Source organism: Sphingobium sp. TomTYG74 (genome assembly GCF_055393875.1).
Genome location: NZ_AP027341.1, coordinates 830262 through 855917 on the forward strand (window position 1 = coordinate 830262; position 25656 = coordinate 855917).

Here is a 25656-nt window from a genome sequence, read left to right on the forward strand (position 1 = left end):
CCTCTATGATATCCGGCGCTGCCGCTGTTTGGAAAAGCCTTCCGATAGCGCAGCGCCGGATGATCCTGCTGCTGATCGGCGCCATCGCCGCCGCGCAGATCAATCAGCCATTTCCCGAACTCGCGCCGTTACAGCATGGGCCGACGCTAGCCCTCGCCTTGGCTGCGCCATGGCTTCTGCGGCGCTGGCCTCTAAGCAATGGCGCAGTGGCTTGCATCACCTTGTTTCTGCTCCTGCATACATTGGGCGGACGCTACATCTATTCCTATGTGCCCTATGACGATTGGGCGCGCTCGATGACAGGCCATGATTTTTCCAGCACCTTCGGGTGGCGGCGCAATGGTTATGACCGGCTCGTCCATTTCGCGTTTGGCCTGCTTCTGACGCACCCGCTGGCACAGATCGCGCAGCGGCGAGGCGGCATGTCATTGGGTTGGAGCCTGGCCTTCGGCTTCGTCACAATCGGCTTCATCAGCGCCTTTTATGAATCCTTCGAATGGCTGCTGACACTAATGGCGGAAGGAGAAACCGCCGACTGGTATAATGGCCAGCAAGGCGATGTCTGGGACCCGCAGAAGGACATGGCCGCCGCTCAGGTCGGTGCACTAATCGCCCTGCTGATCCTTGGCCTACGCCGCCATCGACAAGGCGGCGCCAAGGCCATATCGAGCAGCGCCGACACAGTGAGGGAGTTATCATGACCGACCTTGAACTACAGAAGATGGAAGTTGAGGGGCTCGGCGGTCTTCCCATTGCGGTTCATATCGTTGGGGAGGGGCGCGACCTCGTCCTCATCCATGGCTATTTCTCTAACGCCTGGACCAATTGGATCCGTTACGGCCATGCCGCGCGGCTTGTGGAGGCTGGCTTCCGGCTGATCATGCCGGACCTGCGCGGGCATGGCGAAAGCAGCAAACCGCATGATCCCGCCGCCTATCCGCCCGATGCCCTGACGGAGGACAATTTGGCGGTCATCGACCAGCTTGGCCTGACCGATTATGACCTGGGCGGCTATTCGCTGGGTGCGCGGACGACGGTACGGATGCTGGCGCGCGGCGCGAACCCGCGCCGGGTGATCCTTGCCGGCATGGGACTGCGCGGCCTCGTCAATACGCTCGACAAGGGCGGCTATTATCGCAACGTCCTCACCAACCTCGGCACGTTCGAGCGCGGCACGTCGGAATGGATGACGGAAGCCTTCCTGAAAACAACGAAGGGCGATCCGGTCGCGCTCCTGCATATCCTGAACACCTTCGTGGATACATCAGCCGAGACGATTGCGACCTTTACGCAGCCAACCGAAGTCATCTGCGGCGTCGATGATCAGGATAATGGGATTGCGCAGGAACTGGTCGATACGCTGCCCAATGGCCGCTATGTCGAGATACCCGGCAATCACATGGCCGCAGTCACGAAGAAGGAATTGGGCGAGGCCATGGTAGAGTTCCTGACCAACTAACCCGCCAATCGATCACCGAAATGGCGGCTCGTTGAAGGCCCGCAGCTTGCGACTGTGCAGCTTGGGGCCTTCCTGCCGCAGCAGTTCGCACGTCATCAGGCCGATCCGCAAATGCCCGGCGATTGCTTCCTCATAAAAGCGGTTCGCCTGCCCCGGCAGCTTCAGTTCGCCGTGGATCGGCTTGTCCGACACGCAGAGCAATGTTCCGTAGGGAACGCGGAAACGATAGCCCTGTGCCGCGATCGTAGCGGACTCCATGTCGATCCCGACCGCGCGCGACAGGCTGAACCGCAGCGCTGAGCTGGAATAGCGTAGCTCCCAATTGCGATCGTCTGTCGTCACCACCGTGCCGGTGCGCAGCCTCCGCTTGAAATCCTCATCACCGCTGCCACCCAACACCGCCTCGGCGGACTTGGCCAGCGCGACCTGAACCTCTGCAATGGCTGGCACCGGTATTTCGGGTGGCAGCATATCATCCAGCACTTTGTCGTCGCGCAAATAGGCATGGGCCAGCACATAGTCGCCGATCCGCTGGCTGGGTCGCAGGCCGCCGCAATGGCCGATCATCAGCCAGGCTTCCGGCCGCAGCACCGCCAGATGATCGCAGATGGTCTTCGCATTGGCAGGACCAACGCCGATATTGACCAGCGTGATCCCGCTGCGATTGGGCGCGATCAGGTGATAGGCGGGCATCTGATGCTTGCGCCATGCACTGTCGGCGATCATGCGCGCTGGATCGGCCGTCTCCCGCGTCACATAGACGCCGCCTGCGCCGGACAAGGCGGTGTAGGGTGAGCCGTCTCTTTGCAGTTCCGCGCAGGCCCAGGCCACGAACTCATCGACATAGCGATGATAGTTGGTGAAGAGGATGTATCGCTGAATATGCTCGGCTGGCGTCCCCGTATAATGTTTCAGTCGGGCCAGCGAGAAATCGGTGCGCAGCCCGTCGAACAGCGCGAGCGGCCTTTGCCCTTCCGCATCGGGCATGAACAGGCCATCGGCGATCTCGTCCCCGATCTCCGCTAACTCGGTGGCGGGGAAATGACGCGCCAGTTCGGTGGGAGGGGTGCCGTCAAGAGCGCTGATGTCCAGCCCATCCAGCACATAGGGAAAGGGTATCTGCTGATCGCTGACCGCTGTTTCGACCTCCACTCCATAATCCCGGACGAGCAAATCGATCTGTTCGGCCAGATAATCGCCGAACATCTCCGGCCGGGTAACCGTGGTGGTATATAGGCCGGGCTTGGACAAACGGGCGAAGGATCGCCCCGGCGGCGGGGCATCGGTTTCGGCATGATGGACGATGCGCAGTTCGGGATAACAGAAGCGGCGATCGGACTTTGCCTCTGGCGGCGGTACGCTGCCATCCCGGGCATAGGCCTGCATGGCCTCGCGCAGATTTCCGATAGAGGTCTGGTAGATCCGGTCCAGTTGCGCGACCGCCGCGCTGCCGATGCTTTTTGTCATCGAACCTTGCTACCGCAGATATGTGACGGAAGGAAGGCCGGTAGCCGCGCGACGGGGTTATCGTCGCGCGGCCATCGCGTCAGAGCTGCCCCAGCAGATGATCCGCCGACGAAAGCTCGAACTCGCCCGGTGCCTCGACATTCAGTTCGGTCACCACACCATCCTTTACGATCATGGAAAAGCGCTGGCCGCGTGTGCCCATGCCAAACTTGCTGCCGTCCATCGTCAGGCCCGCAGCCTTGACGAAGTCGCCATTGCCATCCGCCAGCATGGTGACCTTATCGTCTGCCCCGGCTGATTTGCCCCAGGCGCCCATGACAAATGCGTCATTGACGGCGGTGCAGGCAATCTCGTCAACGCCCTTTTCCTTCAGCGCGTCGGCCTTCTCGACAAAGCCGGGGAGGTGCTTGGCCGAGCAGGTCGGGGTAAAGGCGCCGGGAACGGAGAAGAGCGCCACCGTGCGGCCCTTGAAAAATTCGTCGGAGGAGACCTGCTCCGGCCCATTTTCCGTCATCTTGGCAAAGGTGGTGGTGGGGATGCGATCCCCTTTTGCGATGGTCATATTCTGTCTCCTACCGTTGATGAGGCGGGAGGTCGGCGCTTGGCGGTCCTGTGTCAAGGTGCGCGAACGTGCCGCATCGCCCCCGGTGAACGACAGCCTGCCATTGGCAAAGCCGCTGGGCAGCGTATATTCATCTTATGGATCAGCTTCGCTCCTATGCCGGTCACTTCCTGCTCGCTTTGCCGGGCATGGAAGACATGCGCTTCGATCATTCCGTGATCGCCATTTGCGTCCATGATGAAAATGGCGCTCTCGGCATCGCGGTCAGCGATGAGATTGAGGGCGTGGGGCTGCATGAGCTGCTCGAAAGCTTTGACATCAACCCCGCCAATGTCCCCGACATACCCGTGCTTCGCGGCGGGCCGGTCGAACCGCGCCGGGGCTTCGTGCTGCATTCCCTCGATTGGAAAGGGCATGACATGGTGGAGGTCGGCGAGGACTGGGGGCTTTCGGGCTCGCTGGAGATATTGAAGGCGATCGCGGAAGGCACTGGCCCTAGTCGCTATATCGTCGCCCTCGGCTATGCCGGTTGGGGGGCAGGGCAACTCGATCAGGAGATGACTGGCGAAAGCTGGTTCCCGGCGAAATGCCGCGCGGACATATTGTTCGACGTTCCGGCGGAAAAAAAATGGGCAGCGGCCTATGCCGCTGCCGGAGTCGATGCGTCTCATCTTGTGAGCGGCGCTGGCTCCGCCTGATTGCGTCGCATAACTTGCGAAGGACGCTGCGGGCATCAATCCGCATTTTTCGGACGCTCGCTGCGACGTTGTCATGGCGATCGGGGTCGGGAAGCGGAGCCATCGGCTGATTTGGGCGAAACGAGGGTCGCGGTCGCCTCCCGACCCGGAGAAGAGTGACATAAAGAAAACTTTATATCGAGTTGCCATCACCGGCGGCGATTGGTAAAGCGCAGACCATCGCCGCCGTTTCGCCATGCGAGCGGCTCCGGCACATTCTAAACCGATGGAGACACGCTCGTGGCCACAGCACCCGCCACCCAGGCGCAGGACTATGTGATCGCCGACATCAACCTTGCCGCGTTCGGCCGCAAGGAAATCGAGATCGCCGAAACCGAAATGCCGGGCCTCATGGCGCTGCGTCAGGAATTTGGCGCCGCTAAGCCGCTTAAGGGCGCGCGCATCACCGGATCGCTCCACATGACGATCCAGACCGCCGTTCTGATCGAAACGCTGGCGGAACTGGGCGCGGAAATCCGCTGGGCTTCGTGCAACATCTTCTCAACCCAGGACCATGCCGCTGCTGCCATTGCCGCGCGCGGCATCCCCGTCTTCGCCGTCAAGGGCGAGACGCTGGAGGAATATTGGGATTATGTCATCCGCATCTTCGACTGGGGTGACACGCCCTGCAACATGATCCTGGACGATGGCGGCGACGCCACCATGTTCGCGCTGTGGGGCGCCCGCGTTGAAGCTGGCGAAGAGCTGTTCACGCCGGGTAACGAGGAAGAGGAAATCTTCGTCGCCACGCTGAAGCGCTTCCTGGCCGATCGTCCGGGCTACCTCACAAAGACCGTTGCCGCGATCAAGGGCGTGTCGGAAGAGACCACCACCGGCGTCCACCGCCTTTATGAGCTGGCGAAGAAGGGCAAGCTTCCTTTCCCGGCGATCAACGTGAACGACAGCGTCACCAAGTCGAAGTTCGACAACCTCTACGGCTGCAAGGAGTCGCTGGTCGACGCGATCCGCCGCGCCACTGACGTCATGCTGGCGGGCAAGGTCGCTTGCGTTGCTGGTTTCGGCGACGTTGGCAAGGGTTCGGCAGCCTCGCTCCGCAACGGCGGCGCCCGCGTGCTCGTGACGGAAGTCGATCCGATCTGCGCGCTTCAGGCCGCGATGGAAGGCTATGAAGTCGTGACGATGGAAGAAGCCGCCACCCGCGCCGACATCTTCGTCACCGCGACCGGCAACGAAGCCGTCATCACGGTCGATCACATGCGCGCGATGAAGAATATGGCGATCGTGTCCAACATCGGCCATTTCGACAGCGAGATCGAGATTGCGGGCCTCAGCAACATGAAGTGGACCGAAATCAAGCCGCAGGTCGACGAAGTCGAATTCCCCGACGGCAAGAAGATCATCGTCCTTGCCAAGGGCCGCCTGGTCAATCTGGGCTGCGCGACCGGCCACCCGAGCTTCGTCATGTCGTCCAGCTTCACCAATCAGGTGCTGGCGCAGATCGAACTGTGGACCAAGTCGGACCAGTATAAGAACGACGTCTATGTGCTGCCCAAGCATCTGGATGAAAAGGTGGCGGCGCTTCACCTCGAAAAGCTCGGCGTGAAGCTGTCCAAGCTGACCCCCAAGCAGGCCGCCTATATCGGCGTGAAGCCGGAAGGTCCGTTCAAGCCGGACCATTACCGCTACTAAGCAAACCGGAAAGGGGGAGGCGAAAGTCTCCCCCTTTTTTATGCTTAGCCTCCCGTCATCCCAACGAAAGCTGGGATCTATTGCCAACGGCGTCCGGCTGAGATGCCAGTGTTCGCTGGCATGACGAAGATGGGGGCGTGTCCGTCTTTAAGGAGCTGCGCATTTCTTCCAACTCCCCGCTTCACGCTGCTCCCGACTTGGGTTAGTCCCCTGATAATCATGCAAAGGGGTGGCAGGTCGCGATGAGGGGTGAACAGGCGCAATGACGTCATTGACCCCATTTGCCGCAGTCATATTGGGGATCGTGCTGGCCGCCTGGCTGGCCGCCGCAGTGTGGGCGCTTTCGACCGGGCAGCGCATGCGGCGCGAGGGCACGCAGGTTCAGGGCAAGTTCGACCGCCTGTCCAGCCTGCTCGCTTCAGCGCCCGCCGCCCCCATCATCATTCATGCCGATGGCCGGATCGAGGCCGCCGACCGGCTCGCCAAATGGCTTGGCAAGGACCGGGTGCCCGCTTTCGTATCCGAACTGACCGCGCCCGACGGCGGCCTGGAACCGGAGGACGCAGCGGCTCTCGCGCAGGAAATAGCGGCGGCCCAGCGCGCCGGACGCAGCTTCGCCCTGCCTGTGCGAGGAGAGGGGTCCTCCCGGCTCCTGCTGGTGCGCGGCGCGCCTGCCGGGCCAGTGCTCGCCGAAAGCGGCGGCGTAGTCCTGTGGATATTCGACGCGACCGACAGCCAGTCGGAAATCCAGGCGCTGAAGAGCAAGGTGGAGCAGTTGCGCGAGGCCCTGGAAGCGCTCGCTGGCCTTGTGGAAGCCGCGCCTTTCCCAATGTGGCATCGCACCGCCGACATGCGCCTCAGCCTCGTCAACGCTGCCTATGTCCGCGCGGTGGATGGGGCCAATGCAGCTGACGTCATTGCCCATGGGACAGAATTGGTCGAGGCGGTGGGCGGCCTTGGCCCTCAGTCATCTGCAGAGCAGGCGCTGGCCGAGGATCGGGTGGTCGAGCGCATGGTGCCAGCGACAATCGATGGCGAACGCCGAACGATGCGGGTCGTCGATGTGCCGCTTGGCGAAGCTGGCGTCGCCGGTTTCGCGATGGACCAGAATGAGCTTGAACAGGCTCGGGTCGAGCATCGCCGCCTTGAAGCGGCTCAGCGCGACCTGCTCGATCGCCTCTCCGCAGGCGTGGCCCGCTTTGGCCCGGATCGCACCCTGCGTTTCTGGAACCAGCCATTCATGAGCCTGTTCGGGCTGGATCAGGAACATCTGGCCGACCAGCCGGTATTTGAACGCGTCCTCGACCGCATGCGCGAGGCTCGCCGCCTGCCCGAACATCGCGATTTTCCGGCATGGCGCGCCGAACGCCGCGATTGGTTCCTCTCCCCCGATCCGCGTGAGGAAAACTGGCTGCTCGCCGATGGGACGCATTTGCGCGTCTATGGTCAGCCACTGCCTGACGGCGGTCTGCTCCTGATCTTTGAGGATCGGACGGAACAGGTCCAGCTTTCCAGCGCGCGCGACACGCTGCTGCGAGTCCGCACGGCTACGTTCGACAATCTGTTCGAGTCGATCGGCGTCTTTTCGTCCGATGGTCGTTTGTCGCTGTGGAACAGCCGTTTCCGCTCGATCTGGGAAATCTCCGAAGATCTCCTGGCGCAGCACCCGCGCATCGACGAGCTTCTCCGCGCCGTCCAATCCCGCCTCGCCAAGCCGCAGCAAGCCAATCTCGTCCGCGAACTGGTCCGCGCCGCGACAGTGGAGCGTAAGCAGCGCGTCGGCCATGTCGGCTTTGCAGACGGCCGCATCTTCGAATTTGCGGCCATCCCTCTCCCCGACGGCAATGCGCTTTTCACGATGCTGGATGTGACCGACAGCCGCCGGGTCGAACAGGTGCTGCGCGACCGCAACGAAGCGCTTGAGCAGGCTGATCGGGTCAAGACCGCCTTCGTCACCAATATGAGCTACGAATTGCGTACGCCGCTCACCACCATCGCGGGTTTCGCCGAAATGATGAGCGCCGGTTATGCCGGGGAGATGAGCGATTCCGCCAAGGAATATGTCGATGGCATTCTTCAGAGTACCAATCGCCTGGCCATGTTGATCGACAATGTGCTGGACCTGACACAAGGAGAAGCAGGGATGCTCCCGATCGACCGCGCTCCTGTCGATCTCGCCGTCCTGGCAAAGGAAAGCATCGAACGGATCAAGGGTGAGGCAACGGCCAAGGGTATCGACCTTGCGATCTCCCTGCATGAAACATTGGGGAAGGTGGAAGGCGACAGCCGCCGGATCGGCCAGGCGCTCGATCATTTGCTGGAAAATGCGGTCTGCTACAGCGGGCGCGGCGCACGCGTATTGCTGCACGGCGACGGTAGCAGCGACTCCGCGCGGCTGGTCGTGTCCGATAACGGTCCCGGGATCAGTGCGCAGCGTCGAGCCACGATCTTTGATGCGGCGGCGCGGGCGGAACAGGCGCGCAGCGGCGAAAAGGCCGGGATAGGCCTGCCGCTCGCCAAGCAATTGGCCGAGGCGCATGGCGGCACCCTCCAGCTCGTGTCGGAGCCGGGGCAGGGCACCATGGCGGTGATCGAGCTACCCCGTGGCTGAGCAGAGCCTGACCATGCCCGACGAAGCGGCGATGTTGGTGCTCGGCCGCCGTCTGGCTGACGTGGCGCGCATCGGAGACGTCATTGCGCTGGAGGGCGGCCTTGGCGCGGGTAAGACGACGCTCGCGCGCGGCATATTGGAGGGGCTTGGTCTTGAAGGAGAGGCGCCAAGCCCCAGCTTCGCGATCGTCCAGCCCTATGATGTGCCGGAGGTGAAGCTGCCCGTCGCCCATGTCGATCTCTATCGTCTTGATGATGCCAAGGAAGCGGAGGAACTGGCGCTCGACGAATATCTGATGGACAGCCTGCTGATCGTGGAATGGCCCGACCGTCTGGGTCCGGATGCATGGCCCCACGCGCTGCGGCTCCACATCGACATTGAACCCGACGGCGCTCGGCGCTTGACAGTGCGCGTGCCGGACGCTTGGACAGAGCGATGGTCGCAGATATGATCCCGCCCGCTTCCGCTCCCGCCTTTCTCTCAGCTGCGGGGTGGGGGCACGCCGCTATCGTCCCGCTGGCGGGTGATGCATCGTTTCGCCGCTACTTCCGCGTGGTCGATGGCGCGCGCCGTGCCGTGCTGATGGACGCGCCGCCGCCACATGAGGACCCGCGCCCCTTTATCGCCATTGCCGAACATCTGACCGGGCAGGGTTTTGCTGCCCCGGCGATCCTTGCCCGCGACCTGGAACAAGGTTTGGTGCTCATCGAGGATTTCGGCGACTTGCGGGTCAAGGAACATCTGGACGATGTCCCCGCCGACGAGGAAGGCGTTTATAGCCGCGCAGTCGAGCTGCTCGCTGATCTTCATCGCCTGCCTGCCGCAGAACTGCCACCCTATGACCGCGCTGTCTATCAACGCGAAGCCGGGCTGCTCACTGAATGGTACTGCCCCGCGATAGGCCTTTCCGTGGATGCGGACGCTTATACCCGCGCCTGGGATGCCGTGTTGCCGATCGTGGAGCAATCCGTCAGCCCCACTGTCACGGTGCTGCGCGATTATCATGCCGAAAATATCATGCTGATCGATCGGCCCGAGGCGCGCGGGCTTGGCCTGCTCGACTTTCAGGACGCGCTTGCCGGGCATCCGGCTTACGATCTCGTGTCGCTGCTTCAGGACGCTCGACGCGATGTGCCGCCGGAGGTGGAGGCCGCGATGGTTGGCCATTATAAGGCCATCGCAAATCCCCCGGCCGACTTCGACGCCGCCTATGCCGTGCTGGGCGCGCAGCGGAATGCGAAGATCATCGGTATCTTCACGCGGCTTTGGAAGCGGGACGGAAAGCCACGCTACCTGTCCTTCCTGCCGCGCATGTGGGACCTACTGGAACGCGACTTGGCGCACCCCGCGCTCGCGCCGGTAGCGGACTGGTTCGCCGCCAACATCCCAGCGGAAAAGCGCCACCTCGCGCTTCAGGATAACGTCCCCGCATGATCGACACGGCAATGCTGATGGCGGCTGGCCTTGGGAAGCGGATGCGCCCGCTCACGGCCACGCGTCCAAAGCCGCTGGTCAAGGTGGCCGGCAAGCCGCTGATGGACCATGCGCTGGACCGGCTTTCCGCTGGCGGCATCCGCAAGGTGGTGGTCAATGTCCATTACCTCGCCGACACGGTCGAGGCGCATCTCAATGCCCATTCGAACGGCATGCAGGTGCTGATTTCGGACGAGCGCCCCAAGCTGCTGGAAACGGGCGGGGGCTTGATCCATGCGCGTTCGCTGCTGGGCGAAAAGCCCTTCTTCTGCGCCAATAGCGACAATCTTTGGATTGACGGGCCGCAGGAAACGCTGAGCATGATGCAGCGCCTGTGGGACCCCGATCGCATGGACGCTCTGCTGCTGCTGGTGCCGCTCGCCCGCGCCCATTGTCATACGGGACCGGGCGACTTCCACATGGACGCCTCTGGCCGGTTGAGCCGCCGCAAGACGAGCCATGTCGCGCCCTTCGTCTTTACCGGCGTGCAGATCCTTTCGCCCAGCCTGCTGGTCGATCCGCCATCCGACGTCTTTTCGACCAATATCTTCTGGAACCGCGCTATAGAAGCGGGGCGGCTCTACGGCGTGTCACATCAGGGCCTCTGGTTCGACGTCGGCACGCCGCGTGCCATTCCTTTTGTGGAATCGATGCTCGCCTATGGGTGACCGCACCCGGCCCGCCTTGTTCAACATCCCCGCGCACCGCGCCTTTTCCGACGCCTTGGCAGCGGGCATAGTCGCGCAGCATGGCGGCGATCCCATGGCGCTGGCGCAGGGCATGATTCTGCTGCCCACCAACCGCGCCATCCGTGCCGTCAGCGACGCTTTTGTTCGCCGATCGGGCGGCGGCCTGCTTCTTCCCCGATTGGTCGCGATCGGCGATCCTGATCTTGGCGAACAGGCGGGCGGCGCGCTCGATCCTCTGGCGGAGGGAGAGGCCATTCCCCCGGCAATTGCGCCCATGCGCCGCCAGATGATCCTGGCCCGCATGGTTCAGCAGGCATCTGGCCAGCCAATGGACGCCGCGCAGGCGATCAAGCTCGGTCAGGCGCTTGGCACAGTGCTCGACCAGATGCAGGTGGAGCGGGTTCCCATCACCGCGCTTTCCGAACTCACGCTGTCGGATGAACTGTCGGGCCATTGGCAAAGATCGCTCGATCTATTCTCCATCCTCATTCGCCGCTGGCCCGAGGAATTGGCACGGCTTGGCCTCATTGACCTGGCCGACCGCCGCAATCGCCTGTTCGATCGTCTCGCCACACGTTGGGCCTCAGAGCCGCCGTCCGGTTTCGTCATCGCCGCTGGCATAGCCACGACCGCTCCGGCGGTCGCGGGTCTGCTTCGAAGGATTGCCGTCCTGCCACGCGGCAGCGTCGTTTTCGCTGGCCTCGACCATGAAATGGACGAAGCCGCATGGGATGCCATCGGTCCCTTCGCGCCGGACCCGGTAACCGGCCGTGCGCCCCCTGCGCATGAAACTCATCCCCAATATGCCCTGAAGCGGTTGCTCAACGAAATGAGCGCCACCCGCGATGACGTAGCGCTGTGGCGCTGGGGCAGCGAGCATGATGCACGCGCCGTCCGCAGCCGCAACATCTCCAACGCCATGCTCCCCCCGCGCCTCACCAGCCGTTGGCGCGATCTCAGGACGGCCGACCGGTCACTCACAGGGGTAGAGGCTCTGGAAGTTGCAACGCCCGGCGAGGAAGCGCAGGCGATCGCCATCGCCCTGCGCGAGGCGGTGGAAACGCAGGGCCGTACCGCCGCGCTGGTTACGCCCGACCGCCAGCTTGCCACGCGCGTGTCGGCGCATCTGGCGCGCTGGGGAATATCAGCCGACGATTCCGCTGGTCTGCCCCTGTCTCGCCTGCCGCCCGGCACCTTGCTCATTGCGCTCGCCCAAGCGGTGGCAGAACGCTTCGCGCCCGTCGCGCTGCTGACCCTGCTCAAACATCCGCTGGTCATGCGCGGTGAAGGGCGGCTCCCTTGGCTGGAGGGTGTGCGTGATCTTGATCTATTACTACGCGGCCCGCGTCCTCCTGCGGGCCTTCAAGGGATCGATCTGCTCCTGAACGAACGCGAAGGAGAGGATCGCCAGCAGGCGCTGCGAACCCAGACACGGCAATGGTGGTCCCAGGCGCGCGCGCTGCTCGAACCGCTGGAGCAAGCCTGCGCAGCCGCCCCGACCTTTGCCGCGCAACTGGCGGCCCTCCGCGAACAAGCCGGAGCATTGACCGGCGATGCCATATGGTCCGGTGTGCAGGGCCACGCCGCCGCCGATCTGTTCGCGGAGTTGGAACAGGCGGCCCCGGAAGGCCCTCAACAGTCTGACATCCGCTCCCTCCCGACGCTGCTCGACAATATGTTGGGCGGCATTTCTGTGCGCCCGATTCAGGGCGGCCATCCGCGCATCTCTATATTGGGTCTGATCGAGGCCCAGTTGGTTCAGGCCGACCTCATGATTCTCGGCGGCCTCAACGAGGGTACATGGCCCGGCCTGCCATCGCCCGATCCCTGGCTTGCTCCGCGCATCCGGAGGGAACTCGGTCTTCCGGGGCTCGAAACCCGCATCGGCCGCGCAGCCCATGACTTTGCGAGCGCATTGGGCGCCCCCCACGTCCTCATCACCCGCGCAAGAAGGGGGGCGGGAGGCCCCGCCATAGCCTCCCGCTTCTGGTTGCGCCTGAAGGCAATGGCTGGCCCGCAATGGAAGAGCGCGGATCGTTACGCCGCGCTGGCGCAGGCACTCGACCGCCCAGCGCGGCACCAGCCCAGCCGCCGCCCCGCGCCAGTGCCACCCGCCTCCGTCCGCCCGAAGCTGATCCCTGTCACGGATGTGGACCGCCTAAAGGCTGACCCCTTCGCCTTTTACGCCAAGCGGATATTGCGCCTCAATCGCCTCGACCCGGTCGATGCCGACGCTGGCCCCGCATGGCGCGGCACGGCTGTCCATGAAATCCTCCAGCACTGGGCGGAGGCCGGACGGCGCGATCCCGCCGATCTGGAAGCTCGCGCCCGCGCGATGTTCGACCGGCCCGATGTGCACCCGTTGCTGAAAGCGCTCTGGCAACCACGTTTGATCGAGGCCATCCGCTGGATCGCTGCCGAGGTGACCGACGATCAGGCAGCAGGTCGCTCCATCCTGGCGGTGGAGACGGACGGCCGTGCGGACATCGCTGGCGTGACCCTCACCGGCAAGGCTGACCGCATCGACCGGATGCCGGACGGATCGCTAGCCATAGTCGATTACAAAACCGGCAAACCGCCCAGCGCCAAGCAGGTCAAGGCGGGCTATTCGCTCCAATTAGGGCTATTGGGCCTCATCGTCGAACAGGGGGGCTTCCCGGCCATCGACGGCGCTGGAACCACAGGATGCTTCGAATATTGGTCCCTCGCCAAGAAGAACGACGCCTTCGGCTACCGGGAAAGCCCCGTCGATCCGATGGGCAAGCGCGACAAGATCGTGACATCGTCTTTCACCGCGCTCGTCCACGAATGGTTCGAGAAAATCGCCGGGGATTATCTGACGGGTAACGCCCCCTTCGACGCGCAAGTAAATCCCGAAGTCGCAAACTACGGCGACTATGACCAGCTGATGCGGCTGGAGGAATGGTATGGCCGCGACGATGTCTAGGAAGACCTCGGCCCTTCAACCGCTCGCGGGAGCGCAGGCGCGCGCCGCGTCGCCTGACGCCCATGTGTGGCTGTCGGCTTCGGCAGGCACGGGCAAGACGCACGTGCTGACCGCTCGCGTGTTCCGCCTGCTGTTACAGGGCGTGCGGCCCGAAAATATCCTCTGCCTCACCTTCACCAAAGCTGGCGCGGCGGAAATGGCTGACCGCATCCATGATCGCCTCGCCGCCTGGGTCCAGATGGAGGAAGGCGAACTGTTCGAGGATCTGGAGGCGCTGCACGAGGATAGCGGCCCGGAGGCTCGCGATCGCGCCCGGCGCCTCTTCGCGGAGGTGTTGGAATCCACCGGCGGCGGCCTTCGTATCCAGACCATCCACGGCTTTTGCCAGCAATTGCTGACCGCTTTCCCGCTCGAAGCGGACCTGCCGCCGGGTTTCCGCCCCCTCGACCAGCGGGAGCAGGCCGCGCTCGCCCGCCAGACCCTGGCCGATCTGGCTGTCCGCGCGCAGGATCAGGGCGACGACCGGCTCATGGAAGCGCTACAAGCGATCAGCCTGCGTTTGGGGGAAGGCGGCGCCGAACAATTCCTCCTGCGCTGCGCTGCCCATCTGCCCGCGCTGGAGCAATTGCCTGAAGACATCGCCGCCTCGCTCTATCGCGAACTGGGCCTTCCTGAAGGTGACGTCATCGCTCACCTCGCCAGCCAGTGCGACGACGCACAGTTCGACATGCGAACCCTCGCCTGGATTGCTCAGGCCAATGCCGATTGGGGCACCGGCCGTGCCCTGGAGCGCTGTGACCGCATAGCCCGGTGGCGAGCCCTGAGCGCTCGCGACCGCGCGGAGGCTTTGGAGGATCTGCACGCCGCTTGGGCGAAGAAGGATGGGGACCTCATTACGACCAAGGGCTGGGTTCCCCCGGTCGATGGCTATGGAGAGGCAAGCGCGCGCCTCCACTCCCGTTGCGTCGAGCTTCTGAACCTCAAGGCGCTCGCCGCCTATGCCGATCTGCTCGCCGAGGGGCTACATGCAGGACGCGCCTACGCCCGCGCCTATCAAGAGGCGAAGCAGCTCGCCGGTGCCGTGGATTTCAACGACCTCATCGCCCGCACCGCCAATCTTCTGTCCCAACCCGGCATCGCAGACTGGATTCGCTACAAGCTGGACCAGCGTATCGACCACATCATGGTCGATGAGGCGCAGGACACGAACGTCAGCCAATGGCAGATCGTCGGCGCGCTCGCCGCCGAATTTTTCGCAGGGGAGGGGGCCAAGGGCGATCGCGTCCGCACCATCTTCACCGTCGGCGATTTCAAGCAGGCGATCTTCGGTTTTCAGGGCACCAGCCCGCAGGCGTTCGCCGCCGCGCAGATAGCGTTCCAGCGCAATGCGGAAGATGCCGACCATATCTTCCACGACCTGTCGCTCGAACGCAGCTTTCGCTCGACGCCCGCCGTACTCGACGTAGTCGATCAGACGATCGCGACCTTGAGCGCCGAGCGGCTCGGCCTCCTCTCGGGCGCCGTCCAGCACATCAGCGCCAACCGCTTCCCCGGCGAAGTCCTGCTTTGGAAACCCGCCATCGCCGTTCTGTCGGAAGACGCAGAAGGCGAGGAGGATTGGGCCGCCGATCAGGAACGCCTGCTCGCCCAGAATATCGCGCGGCAAATCCGCCAGTGGATCGACGACGGCATGATGCTCGAAAGTCGTGGCCGCCCGGTCACGGCAGGCGACATCATGATCCTCGTCCGCCGTCGCAGCGAACTAGCCCGCCTGATCGTTGCTCGCCTCTATGAGGAAGGCGTCGCCGTTGCAGGCATCGATCGCCTTCGCCTGAACGCACCGCTTGCCGTGCGCGACCTCCTCGCCGCCCTCCGTTTCGCCGTTCAGCCTGAAGATGATCTCAATCTTGCCTCGCTGCTGGTATCGCCGCTGATCGGCTGGTCGCAGGACGATCTCATGGCCCGCGCCATGAACCGCCGCGTTGGACTTTGGCAGCATCTCACCCGCACCCAGGACGAGGAGGCGCTCGCCCCGCTTCGCACCCTACTGAACCGCGCGGATCTGACCACGCCCTACCGCTATCTCGAATCGATCCTGTCCGGCCCGATGGAAGGTCGCCGCCAACTCATCGAGCGTCTCGGCATTGAAGCCGCCGACCCGATCGAGGAACTGCTCAACGCTGCACTCGCCTTTGAGACGGACGATCACCCCTCCTTGCAGCGTTTCGTGGACTGGTTCGACCGGGGTGAAGTGGAGATCGTCCGCGATGCCGCCGCGCAGGGAGATTCGCTCCGGCTCCTCACCGTCCACGGCGCGAAGGGTTTGCAGGCGCCGGTCGTCATCCTGGCCGATGCCTGCCTTGATCCCGATGCTGGAACGCGCAGCGATTCCCTCGAATGGAACGGCCTGCCCATCCTCGCTCCCCGAAAGTCCGAGCGTCTGGGTCCCATCGGGCAAGTTCTGGAGGAAGCCCGCGCCGCCGAACGGGAGGAGCATTGGCGGTTGCTATACGTCGCGCTGACTCGTGCGGAGGAAAGGCTGGTCGTCACCGGATCGCTAGGCCCACGCGCCCGAGGCATGCCGCAACCCGAAAGCTGGTTCACGGCAGTCGAGAACGCCATGATCGCCCTTGGCGCGGAATGGGAGGACGATCATTTGTGGGGCGCGCGGCGGCGTTGGCTGGGCGCGGAAACCTTGCCTCCACGTGCCCTGCAAAAGGCCGCTGCCGTTGAAGCGGCGTCGCATGCCGAACCCGACTGGCTGCGTCAGCCCGCGCCAGAGGAAGCGCGTCCGCCCCGGCCGCTCGCGCCTTCCGCCCCGGTAGAGGATGACGTGCCCTATCCCCCGCCCACGCCTGCCATGCGGGCGGCGAGTGAGCGTGGGCGCTGGCTGCACGCCTTGTTTGAACGGTTGCCGGATGTTTCGCCCGAACAACGTCGCGAACGCGCTGACCGCTGGCTCGAACAACAGGGCGCGGCCGACGCATCACTGCGTCATGACGTCATCGCGCAGGCCCTCCGCGTCATCGAGGACAGCAACTTCGCGCCGCTCTTTGCTCCCGGCGCCCTTGCTGAAGCGCCCGTCGCTGCGGTCGTCGGCGAGATAGTCATCTCCGGCACCGTGGATCGGCTATGTATCGCCCCCGATCGCGTGCAGGTCGTGGATTTCAAGACGGGCCGCATAGCGCCACTCAGCGTGGAGGAAGTCCCCGCCGCCCATGTCCGCCAGATGGCAGCCTACGCCGCCGCGCTTCAGGTCATCTTCCCCGACCGGCGGATAGAAGCCGCGCTGCTCTACACCAGCGCCCCGCGCCTCATCACGCTTCCGCACGATCTTCTCGCGGCGCACAAGCCGGGCTTTCCCCCCGCGCAGGAGAATTTGCCGCTTTCACCCGTTGAGACGGACGCGTCACCGTCCTAGATATCCGCCCAACTGAAGGAGAATTATAACATGGCTACCAAGGCAGTCACCGACACCAGCTTCCAGGCGGACGTGATCGACGCAGACAAGCCCGTGCTTGTCGATTTCTGGGCGGAATGGTGCGGCCCCTGCAAAATGATCGGCCCCGCCCTGGAAGAAATCTCCGAGGAACTGGCTGACAAAGTCATCATCGCCAAGATCAACATCGACGAAAATCCCGACGCGCCCGGCAAATATGGCGTGCGCGGCATCCCGACGATGATCCTGTTCAAAAATGGCGAAGCAGCCGCCACCAAGGTCGGCGCGGCGCCCAAGAGCGCCCTAAAAGGCTGGATCGAAAGCGTCCTCTAACGCACCTCTGACTCCCTCTCCCCTTCAGGGGAGAGGGTTGGGGAGAGGGGAAAGCGCAACCTCTCCACCCACACATCTCAATGAAACAACACCTCCGCCGCCGCCTCCCACAACCGCGACGACGAAGCCCCCAACAACCCCCGCCGCAAATCGCCCACCACATAAGGCGACCCATCCAACCGCTGACAACAACCGCCAGCCTCATTCAGAAACAGCGTCCCAGCGGCATGGTCCCACGGCAATGTCCGCGCAAAGACCGAAACATCATTCTGCCCCAGCACCAGCCGGGGATATTGCTCCGCCGCACAGCGCGGAATGTCCACAAGCGCAAAGCGGCCTTCCGCCCGCCGTTGAATATCGGCTCGCTCGTCCGGCGTCATGAAATAAACCGCCAGCGCCGCAATCGGCAGCGGATCACCGCTCTCCCGCGCCCGGACCTGCTCGCCATCGATATAACTGCCCGCGCCCAATATGGCGTGACACAAGCGGCCGGTGAGCGGGTCCAATATCCACCCCGCCAACGTCGTCCCGGCATCCGCCAGCGCGATCATGATGCCAAAGGGCGGCCGCCCCGCCGCGAAATTACCTGTCCCGTCGATCGGGTCGATGATCCAGTTAAGCCCGTCACCCGCCCGATCCAATATCGCCGGGTCCGCCTCACAGGCTTCCTCACCGATGATGCCTGCCTCGGGCAAAATGCGGCTGAGCCCTTCGGCCAGTCTGATCTCGCTTTCCCTGTCGGCAACGGTGACGAAGTCATCGACGGCCTTCTCGCTGATCTCGTCGGCGCGCAAATTCTGGAAGCGCGGCATGACGATATCCCGCGCCACCTCACGCATCAACGTGACGACATCGTCATGCAGCTCAATCGGCATCAGCTACGGTAATCCGCGTTGATCGAGATATATCCATGCGTCAGATCGCAGGTCCAGACCGTCGCGCGGCCCTCGCCAAGGCCAAGGTCCACGCCGATCTGAATATCCTGCCCCTTGAGGTGCGCGGCAACCGGCGCTTCGTCATATCCCTCTACGGCAAGCCCGCCCGAGGCCACCTGCGTCACGCCGAACCGGATGGACAGCTTGTCGCGATCCGCTGGCTCGCCCGCCTTGCCCACGGCCATGACCACGCGGCCCCAATTGGCGTCCTCGCCCGCGATCGCCGTCTTCACCAGCGGGGAATTGGCGATAGACATCGCGATCCGGTGCGCGCTTGCGTCGCTTTCCGCGCCTTCGACGCTGATCTCGATGAACTTCGACGCGCCCTCGCCATCGCGCACCACCAGATGCGCCAGTTGCAGGCAAAGGTCGCTCAGCGCCGCCTGAAAGGCATCCGCTCCCGCATCGTCCATCGACGCCAACGGGGCGTTGCCTGCCTTGCCCGTGGTAAAGGCCAGCACCGTATCACTGGTCGATGTATCACTATCAACCGTGATGCAGGAGAAAGTCCGCCGGTTCGCCGCCGACAGCATCTGCTGCAACAGCTTCGGCTCGATCGCCGCGTCGGTAAAGATATAGCCGAGCATCGTCGCCATATCCGGCGCGATCATGCCCGATCCCTTGATGATCCCCACCAATTCCACGCGCGTCCCGCCAATCATGGCGCTCGTGCGCGCGCCCTTGGCATAGGTGTCAGTCGTGCCGATCGTGTTCGCCGCCTCTTCCCACTCGCAAGGCAGGGCGGAGAAAGCCGCCTCCAGCCCAGCCTCAGCCTTGTCCACCGGCAAGGGAACACCGATCACCCCAGTCGAAGACACGAACACATCCGAAGGCAGGCACCCAAGATGATTGGCGACCTTAGCAGCGATCGCTTCGACAGCCGCCCGCCCGCGATGGCCTGTGAAAGCATTGGCATTGCCCGCATTCACCACCAGCGCCCGCGCCGACCCGAGCGGAATGGCGTCCCGGCACCACTCAACCTCGGGCGAGGGGCACTTGCTCTGCGTCGTGACGCCAGCAACCGCCGTACCCTCGGCCAGTTCCACATAGGTCAGGTCGCACCGATCCCAATTCTTGTATCGCGCGCTGGCAACGCGCGCGGTGACGCCCGAAATGGCGGGAAGTTCGGGAAAGGCTGCGGGGGCGAGGGGAGAGCGCTGTGTCATGAGCGCGGATTAGCGCATATCATCCGTCCGTCAATCATTGCCTCGATCGAAGCGTTCAGGCCGCTCATCAATTGACTATCCCACAGCCAAACCCTAAATCGCCGCGCATATCCGTGTGCGTTGCCTTAAAAGGGCGCGCGCTCCCCTTTTGTCAGGAACTTGCATGTTCGGCGCACTCGCCAAGTCCATCTTCGGATCGTCCAACGAACGCTACGTAAAGTCGTTGGGCAAGATCGTCGAACGCATCGCATCTTTCGAACCCGCCATTTCGGCGATGAGCGACGAGGAACTGACGGCCCAGACGGCGCGATTCCGCGAACGCCTGACGCAGGGCGAAACGCTCGACGACCTGCTGCCAGAAGCCTTCGCCACCGTCCGCGAGGCCGCCAAGCGCACCCTTCATCAGCGCCATTATGATGTGCAGATGGTCGGCGGCATCGTCCTCCATCGCGGCGAGATCGCCGAAATGCGCACGGGCGAGGGCAAGACGCTGGTCGCGACGCTCGCCACCTATCTGAACGCGCTGGAGGGGAAGGGCGTCCACGTCGTCACCGTCAACGACTATCTCGCCAGCCGCGACTGCGAATGGATGGGGCAGGTCTATCGTTTCCTCGGCCTCACCACCGGCGTGATCGTGCCGAACCTCAGCGAGGATCAGCGTCGCGAAGCCTATAACGCCGACATCACCTACGCCACGAACAACGAACTCGGCTTCGACTATCTGCGCGACAATATGAAGTACGACCGCGCATCGATGGTGCAGCGGCCCTTCAACTTCGCCATCGTTGACGAGGTGGACTCGATCCTGATCGACGAAGCGCGCACCCCGCTGATCATCTCGGGTCCGACCGATGACAAGTCGGAGCTTTATGTCGCCGTCGATGCGATCGTGAAGCAGCTGGACGAAGCCGATTATGAGAAGGACGAGAAGCAGCGCACCGTCACCCTGACCGAGGACGGCACGGAAAAGATCGAGCGTCTGCTGGAAGATGCTGGCCTGCTGGAGGGCGCGAACCTCTACGATTTCGAAAACACCGCCGTTGTTCACCACGTCAACCAGGCGCTGCGCGCTGTCGTGATGTTCCGCCGCGACATCGATTACATCGTGAAAGACGGCAAGGTCATCATCATCGATGAGTTCACCGGCCGTATGATGGATGGCCGCCGCTGGTCGGATGGCTTGCACCAGGCGGTGGAAGCCAAGGAAGGCGTCCAGATCGAGCCGGAAAACCAGACGCTCGCCTCCATCACTTTCCAGAATTTTTTCCGCATGTACCCGAAACTCGGCGGCATGACCGGCACGGCCGCGACCGAAGCGACCGAATTCTACGAAATCTACAAGATGAACGTCGTCACCATTCCGACCAACCGGCCGGTGCAACGTGTCGATGAAGAAGACAGCTTCTACAAAAATCTGGAAGACAAGTTCCGCGGCATTGCCAAGACGATCAAGGTCCATGCCGAAAAGGGGCAGCCTGTCCTCGTCGGCACGGTATCGATCGAAAAGTCGGAAATGCTGTCCGAATTCCTCAATCAAGAGGGGGTGAAGCACGCCGTCCTGAACGCCCGCTTCCATGAGAGCGAAGCGCATATCGTGGCGCAGGCGGGCCGCAAGGGCGCCGTCACCATCGCCACGAACATGGCTGGTCGCGGCACCGACATCAAATTGGGCGGCAACCTGGAAATGCGCGTCGAAGACGAGCTGCGCGACATGCCGGAAGGACCGGAGCGCGAAGCCGCCATCGCCCGCATCGATGCCGAGATCGAGGCTGAAAAGGCCGAGGTGCTTGCCGCCGGTGGGCTCTTCGTCCTCGCGACCGAACGGCATGAAAGCCGCCGCATCGACAACCAGCTGCGCGGTCGGTCAGGGCGTCAGGGCGACCCTGGCCTCTCGCGCTTCTACCTCAGCCTCGACGATGATCTCATGCGCATCTTCGGCCCAGACACCATGTTCGCCAAGATGATCCGTTCGAACCTTGAGGATGGCGAGGCGCTGCCCCCGTCCAAGTGGCTCAGCAAGGCGATCGAAACCGCGCAGAGGAAAGTCGAAGCGCGCAACTACGACATCCGCAAGCAGGTCGTCGAATATGACGACGTCATGAACGACCAGCGCAAGGTCATTTATGAACAGCGCGCCGACATCATGGACGCTGACACCGTTGATGACGTCGTGACGGACATGCGGCACGAAACGGTCAACGACCTTGTCGGCGCATCCTGTCCTCCGGGCACGTATCCCGAACAGTGGGATATCGACCGGCTGAAGGCGCGCACCGCGGAAATCCTCGGGCTTGAACCCGACTTCGACGCATGGCTGACGGAAGATGCCGTCGATCCGGAATTGATCGAGGAACGCCTCAAGGCTCTTGCCGATGAAGCGGTCGCCGAAAAGATTGGCGGGATCGATCCGGAAAACTGGCACATGATCGAAAAATCGATCCTGCTCCAGAGCCTGGACCATCATTGGAAAGAGCATCTGTCGACCCTCGACGCGCTGCGCCAGGTCGTTCACCTGCGCGCCTATGCGCAAAAGACGCCGATCAACGAATATAAGCAGGAAGCCTTCGCCCTTTTCGAGCGCATGCTGAGCAACATCCGCGAGGATGTGACCGGCTCGATCGCGCGCGTCCAGTTCAGGATGGAAGAGCCGCTGCCTGAGTTCGACTTGCCGGTGCTCCCCGACTTCATCACCACGCACATCGACCCCTTCTCGGGCGAAGATAATAGCGGTGACATCGACGCGGGCCAGTTGGGCAGCATCACGACCACGCTGCCGCGTCCGCCGGTCGGCAATGCTCAGCCCGGTGAGTTCACTAATCTGGATATCAGCCGCAACGCGCTATGCCCGTGTGGCTCCGGTCAAAAATACAAGCACTGCCACGGCGCGCTCGCCTGAGCGCTCCGATTTAACGGAGCGCGCCCTAGATCCGTCATGCCAGCGTAAGCTGGCATGTAGATTCACGTTTGAAGTGCAACATTTGGATTGAAGCGTGAGAATGCCTCTGCGGGAGTAAGGAAGTCGAGGCATTTTCTTGGCGTATGATTGTATCGCTGTACGGCGGCGAGGATGTCATCGGGGGTGATGGCATCGAGGTTGGTTTTGCGCGGCAGGCTGCGGCGGAGGCGTCCGATGGCATTTTCGACGCCGCCTTTTTGCCAGGGTGATCGGACATCGCAGAAGAAGGTCTGGATGCCGATCTGGCTTGCGAGCTGGTGATGCCGGGCGAACTCTGGTCCATTGTCGAAAGCGATGGAGCGCCGGAGGGTTTTGGGCAGGTCGGCCAGCATGTCCGCCAGATGGCCTGCGGTTCTTGGGGCCTTTCGATCCTGTGGCCGGTGGATGATCGTGAACCGGGAGGCGCGTTCATGGGCGACGAGGATGGCCTGGCCATAGCGGGCAAACAGCATGAAATCGGCTTCCCAATGGCCTGGGCTTTGCCGATCATCGGCGTCAGGAGGGCGCTCGCTCAAGGAGCGGCGATGCTTGATGATGTCGAGCATGCTCCCGCCGGTAGGGACAGGGTGACCGCGCCTGTGCCGGGCGCGCGGCAGCAGGCGGTGCCAATAATCCTTCTGTGCCGAACGGTGGTAGATGAAGCGGTAGATTGACTCAGGGCTGATGAGGGTGCGACCATGTTCGCGCGTCAATCGGCCTGCGATCTGCTCGGGGGACCATCCCATCGCAAGGCCGTCCCTCACAAGGCCGCGCAGGTCCGGTTGGCGTTCCAGCTTGAAGCGGCAATCCCATCGGCGCCTGCGTTCGGCAAGCTGCTGGGCGCGGACAGGCTCATAGCCACCGGGCCAGACCTTGGTTCGCACGCTGTTGCGCCGCAGTTCGCGACTGATCGTAGCTGGCGCCCGCCCGAGATGCGCCGCTATGGCTCTTTGCGATTTACCGCCTGCATGCAGGTGGTAAATCTCGATCCGCTCCTCAAGGCTGAGCTGGCCATATCTCTGTCCCATCGCAACAACACCCTAGCAGGTGTTGCACTTGTTCCGTGAACTCAGGGCATCTCAGGCATCAATTACCGGCGCAGCTCGCGTCTGAAGAATTCCACCGAGGAGCGATCCATACGCCCCGATCGCTCAATCCCGCTTGTCCGGCCCATCTCCGTGCAGCTTGGCCCATAAGTCCGCCGTCCCTGCCTCCTGCGCCTTCGTCACATATTGGGCGGCGACCAGCCAGCCCTTGATCGGGCGTAACGGTAACACTGTCGTCAATATGAGCACCGGGATACCGACGGCGATGTGCACCCATAGAGGTGGCCGCGCCAATATCTCCAGCATCACGATGAATATGACGCCCGGAACGCAGGCGAACAGCTGCACGAACACCGCTGGGCCATCCGCCGGGTCCGCAAAGGAATAATCCAGTCCGCAAACCTCACACCGATCGCGAACGGTGAGGAAGCCTTTGAAAATATGTCCCTTACCGCACCGGGGGCAGCGGCCCAGCGCGCCGGTTTCGATCGGCGATCGCCGTAGCCACTTATTCGACGGTTGAACCATATCCTGCTTTCCCCCTGCGCACATTCCGGGCCTTCGCTTGGCAAGCTCCATGTGATGGCAGGGGACGCTAATTCAATTGGCCTTTTTGTCCCATCAGTAAATTGCACAGTTGGACAGGCGACGTGCCGTGCTGACGTTACGGCATGGCCGCTGGAAAGTTATCACTGGATTGCGGCCGTCAACAATTTCTGTTAAACGCGCCGCGATTTGGATGCCCGACAGCATACAAGTCGCGCCCCCGGCATCCCTTGCTCGGGGGCGCTTTCATTTGTATCGGCTGCAATCCCCCTGGGTTATTAATGCGCAGGCTTTCCGCCTACGGGGTCGCCCGGCACGTCAAAATTTTCCATGGCGTCATGCAGGACCTGATCGGGACAGGAAGCGGCCAGCGCCCGCACCTTGTACCGCAACGCCAATTCCCGATGCGCCGCGACCTCTTCGGCCGGAGCGTGCCTTGCCAAGGCCTCGTTTACCTTGGCAGCTTCCTCCCGTGCGCGCCGGAACAAATAAGGTGCATCCGTTTGCCCAGACATTGCAACCTCCAGATGGTGAGGTGGAAGTGATAGCATGCTGGTTCACGATACTCCTTAACGAGGGTTAAGGCGAGGCGCAGGTGCGATCATCTGCATAATCGGCCAACAGGATGCGCATACGGCCGAATTCGCGCCCCGATCACTGCTCCAAACGGCGGCCATAGTTTCGCTCTATGAACTTGCGCCCGATCCAGTGTAGATGACAGCATGCAGACGCGCCTTGTCGAATATTTCCTGGCGTTGGAGCGCGAAGGTCATTTCGCGCGCGCCGCGTCCTATTGCAATGTCTCGCAACCCACCCTGTCCGTGGGCATCGCGTCACTGGAAGCGCAACTGGGAAAGCGGCTGATCCGGCGCGATCGCAAATATGTGGGATTGACGGCTGAGGGAGAGGCTATCCTGCCATGGGCACGGCAACTGATCGCCGCTGCCGAAGCCCTTGGTCACGCGGCGGAAACGGCCCGTGGTCCGTTGAAGGGCGAATTAAGGTTGGGCGCGATCCCGGCCGCCATGCCGGTGATCGGCCATCTCACCGAAGCGATGCTGGAGCGCCATCAGGGCCTTAACATCTCCGTCCGCGCGCTCACTTCCCGGCAGATCGAGCGGGGCCTTGCTGCCTTCGAACTGGACGCCGGGATCACCTATCTCGATTTTGAGCCCCCGGCTCACGCCTTGTCGGTGCCTCTTTATACGGAGCGGGCCATCCTCATCGGTGCGGTCGGCTGTGCGGCGATACCCGATCCGCTCGATTGGGCCGATCTTGCGGACCTGCCGCTGTGCCTGTTGCATCAGGGCATGCAGAACAGGCGGATTCTGGACGCGCGTCTGGCCGAACGCGGGCTTGCCCTGCGCCCGGTGGTCACGGCGGACAGCTATGTCGCGCTGCTCGGCCTCGTGCAGCAGGGGCGGCTCTGTTCCATCATTCCGGAAAATCATGCGACCTTGCTGGAGGGGCTGGCCTGGGCGCGCACCTATCCGCTGCCCGCCACGGCGGAGGGCAGTCGGGTGGGCGTCATAGTGTCGGATCGTGCACCGATGGGACCGTTGGCTCAAGCGGTCCTCAGCGTCGCGCGCGACCTGCGCTTGCCCAACGGGTATCGCGCCGCTTCATAGAATATCTCTATCACCCATTAGGGGCTTCAATTT

General features: G+C 63.1%; 20 protein-coding genes. 13 read left to right on the forward strand and 7 right to left on the reverse strand.

Translation table 11 applies throughout. The features are described 5' to 3' along the window. Positions 1-5 precede the first annotated feature (5 nt). Complete coding sequence (locus ACZ5TB_RS04270; protein WP_464792133.1) at positions 6-701, forward strand: DUF2238 domain-containing protein; 696 nt, start codon at positions 6-8, stop codon at positions 699-701. Further along, the gene (locus ACZ5TB_RS04275; RefSeq protein ID WP_464792134.1) at positions 698-1459 is read left to right on the forward strand and encodes an alpha/beta fold hydrolase; all 762 of its coding nucleotides are present in this window, start codon (positions 698-700) and stop codon (positions 1457-1459) included. Before ACZ5TB_RS04270 ends, ACZ5TB_RS04275 begins: the two co-directional genes overlap by 4 nt. A 12-nt stretch (positions 1460-1471) precedes the next feature. On the opposite strand, the gene ACZ5TB_RS04280 is transcribed toward ACZ5TB_RS04275, so the two are convergent. Beyond that, the gene (locus ACZ5TB_RS04280; RefSeq protein WP_464792135.1) at positions 1472-2926 is read right to left on the reverse strand and encodes an AMP nucleosidase; all 1455 of its coding nucleotides are present in this window, start codon (positions 2924-2926) and stop codon (positions 1472-1474) included. A gap of 79 nt (positions 2927-3005) precedes the next feature. Beyond that, positions 3006-3488, reverse strand: coding sequence for a redoxin family protein (locus ACZ5TB_RS04285; RefSeq protein WP_464792136.1), 483 nt, complete (start codon positions 3486-3488; stop codon positions 3006-3008). Positions 3489-3625: 137 nt separating this feature from the next. Here ACZ5TB_RS04285 and ACZ5TB_RS04290 point away from each other — a divergent pair, with 137 nt between their 5' ends. The 9 genes from ACZ5TB_RS04290 (at position 3626) to trxA (ending at position 17367) form a co-directional block, all read left to right on the forward strand. After that, positions 3626-4186 carry a YqgE/AlgH family protein gene (locus ACZ5TB_RS04290; RefSeq protein WP_464792137.1) on the forward strand — a complete coding sequence of 187 codons (561 nt, stop codon included), beginning with the start codon at positions 3626-3628 and terminating at the stop codon, positions 4184-4186. A gap of 279 nt (positions 4187-4465) precedes the next feature. After that, a complete protein-coding gene (gene ahcY / locus ACZ5TB_RS04295) occupies positions 4466-5875 on the forward strand; it encodes an adenosylhomocysteinase (RefSeq protein ID WP_464779525.1) in 1410 nt (469 codons plus the stop codon). Between the two features lie 262 nt (positions 5876-6137). Next, positions 6138-8486, forward strand: a complete 2349-nt coding sequence (locus ACZ5TB_RS04300) for a PAS domain-containing sensor histidine kinase (protein ID WP_464792138.1) — start codon at positions 6138-6140, stop codon at positions 8484-8486. 13 nt (positions 8487-8499) lie between these two features. Beyond that, entirely contained in the window at positions 8500-8937 is a 438-nt protein-coding gene (gene tsaE, locus ACZ5TB_RS04305) for a tRNA (adenosine(37)-N6)-threonylcarbamoyltransferase complex ATPase subunit type 1 TsaE (RefSeq protein ID WP_464792483.1), read from the forward strand. After that, on the forward strand, positions 8934-9920 hold the full coding sequence (locus tag ACZ5TB_RS04310) for an aminoglycoside phosphotransferase family protein (protein WP_464792484.1): 987 nt from the start codon (positions 8934-8936) through the stop codon (positions 9918-9920). Before tsaE ends, ACZ5TB_RS04310 begins: the two co-directional genes overlap by 4 nt. Beyond that, positions 9917-10627, forward strand: a complete 711-nt coding sequence (locus ACZ5TB_RS04315) for a nucleotidyltransferase family protein (protein ID WP_464792139.1) — start codon at positions 9917-9919, stop codon at positions 10625-10627. The genes ACZ5TB_RS04310 and ACZ5TB_RS04315 overlap by 4 nt, the downstream gene beginning before the upstream one ends. Then, positions 10620-13595, forward strand: a complete 2976-nt coding sequence (addB, locus tag ACZ5TB_RS04320; RefSeq protein WP_464792140.1) for a double-strand break repair protein AddB — start codon at positions 10620-10622, stop codon at positions 13593-13595. Before ACZ5TB_RS04315 ends, addB begins: the two co-directional genes overlap by 8 nt. Beyond that, positions 13576-17016 carry a double-strand break repair helicase AddA gene (gene addA, locus ACZ5TB_RS04325; RefSeq protein ID WP_464792141.1) on the forward strand — a complete coding sequence of 1147 codons (3441 nt, stop codon included), beginning with the start codon at positions 13576-13578 and terminating at the stop codon, positions 17014-17016. Before addB ends, addA begins: the two co-directional genes overlap by 20 nt. Positions 17017-17046: 30 nt before the next feature. Beyond that, complete coding sequence (gene trxA / locus ACZ5TB_RS04330) at positions 17047-17367, forward strand: thioredoxin TrxA (RefSeq protein WP_449472362.1); 321 nt, start codon at positions 17047-17049, stop codon at positions 17365-17367. Positions 17368-17444: 77 nt separating this feature from the next. On the opposite strand, the gene ACZ5TB_RS04335 is transcribed toward trxA, so the two are convergent. Both ACZ5TB_RS04335 and argJ read right to left on the reverse strand, forming a co-directional pair. Then, the gene (locus tag ACZ5TB_RS04335; protein ID WP_464792142.1) at positions 17445-18242 is read right to left on the reverse strand and encodes an inositol monophosphatase family protein; all 798 of its coding nucleotides are present in this window, start codon (positions 18240-18242) and stop codon (positions 17445-17447) included. Further along, positions 18242-19468 carry a bifunctional glutamate N-acetyltransferase/amino-acid acetyltransferase ArgJ gene (gene argJ / locus ACZ5TB_RS04340; RefSeq protein WP_464792143.1) on the reverse strand — a complete coding sequence of 409 codons (1227 nt, stop codon included), beginning with the start codon at positions 19466-19468 and terminating at the stop codon, positions 18242-18244. The genes ACZ5TB_RS04335 and argJ overlap by 1 nt, the downstream gene beginning before the upstream one ends. A gap of 163 nt (positions 19469-19631) precedes the next feature. Here argJ and secA point away from each other — a divergent pair, with 163 nt between their 5' ends. After that, a complete protein-coding gene (gene secA, locus ACZ5TB_RS04345; protein ID WP_464792144.1) occupies positions 19632-22364 on the forward strand; it encodes a preprotein translocase subunit SecA in 2733 nt (910 codons plus the stop codon). A gap of 62 nt (positions 22365-22426) precedes the next feature. Here secA and ACZ5TB_RS04350 read toward each other — a convergent pair whose 3' ends face one another. The 3 genes from ACZ5TB_RS04350 to ACZ5TB_RS04360 form a co-directional block, all read right to left on the reverse strand. After that, the gene (locus tag ACZ5TB_RS04350; RefSeq protein ID WP_464792145.1) at positions 22427-23431 is read right to left on the reverse strand and encodes an IS30 family transposase; all 1005 of its coding nucleotides are present in this window, start codon (positions 23429-23431) and stop codon (positions 22427-22429) included. A gap of 123 nt (positions 23432-23554) precedes the next feature. Next, the gene (locus ACZ5TB_RS04355; protein ID WP_464792146.1) at positions 23555-23977 is read right to left on the reverse strand and encodes a DUF983 domain-containing protein; all 423 of its coding nucleotides are present in this window, start codon (positions 23975-23977) and stop codon (positions 23555-23557) included. A 296-nt stretch (positions 23978-24273) separates the two neighbouring features. Beyond that, positions 24274-24510: a hypothetical protein gene (locus tag ACZ5TB_RS04360; RefSeq protein WP_464792147.1), complete on the reverse strand. Its 237-nt coding sequence runs from the start codon at positions 24508-24510 to the stop codon at positions 24274-24276. Between the two features lie 207 nt (positions 24511-24717). Between ACZ5TB_RS04360 and ACZ5TB_RS04365 the strand changes: the two genes are divergently transcribed. Continuing rightward, positions 24718-25623, forward strand: a complete 906-nt coding sequence (locus tag ACZ5TB_RS04365) for a LysR family transcriptional regulator (protein ID WP_464792148.1) — start codon at positions 24718-24720, stop codon at positions 25621-25623. Positions 25624-25656: the final 33 nt, after the last annotated feature.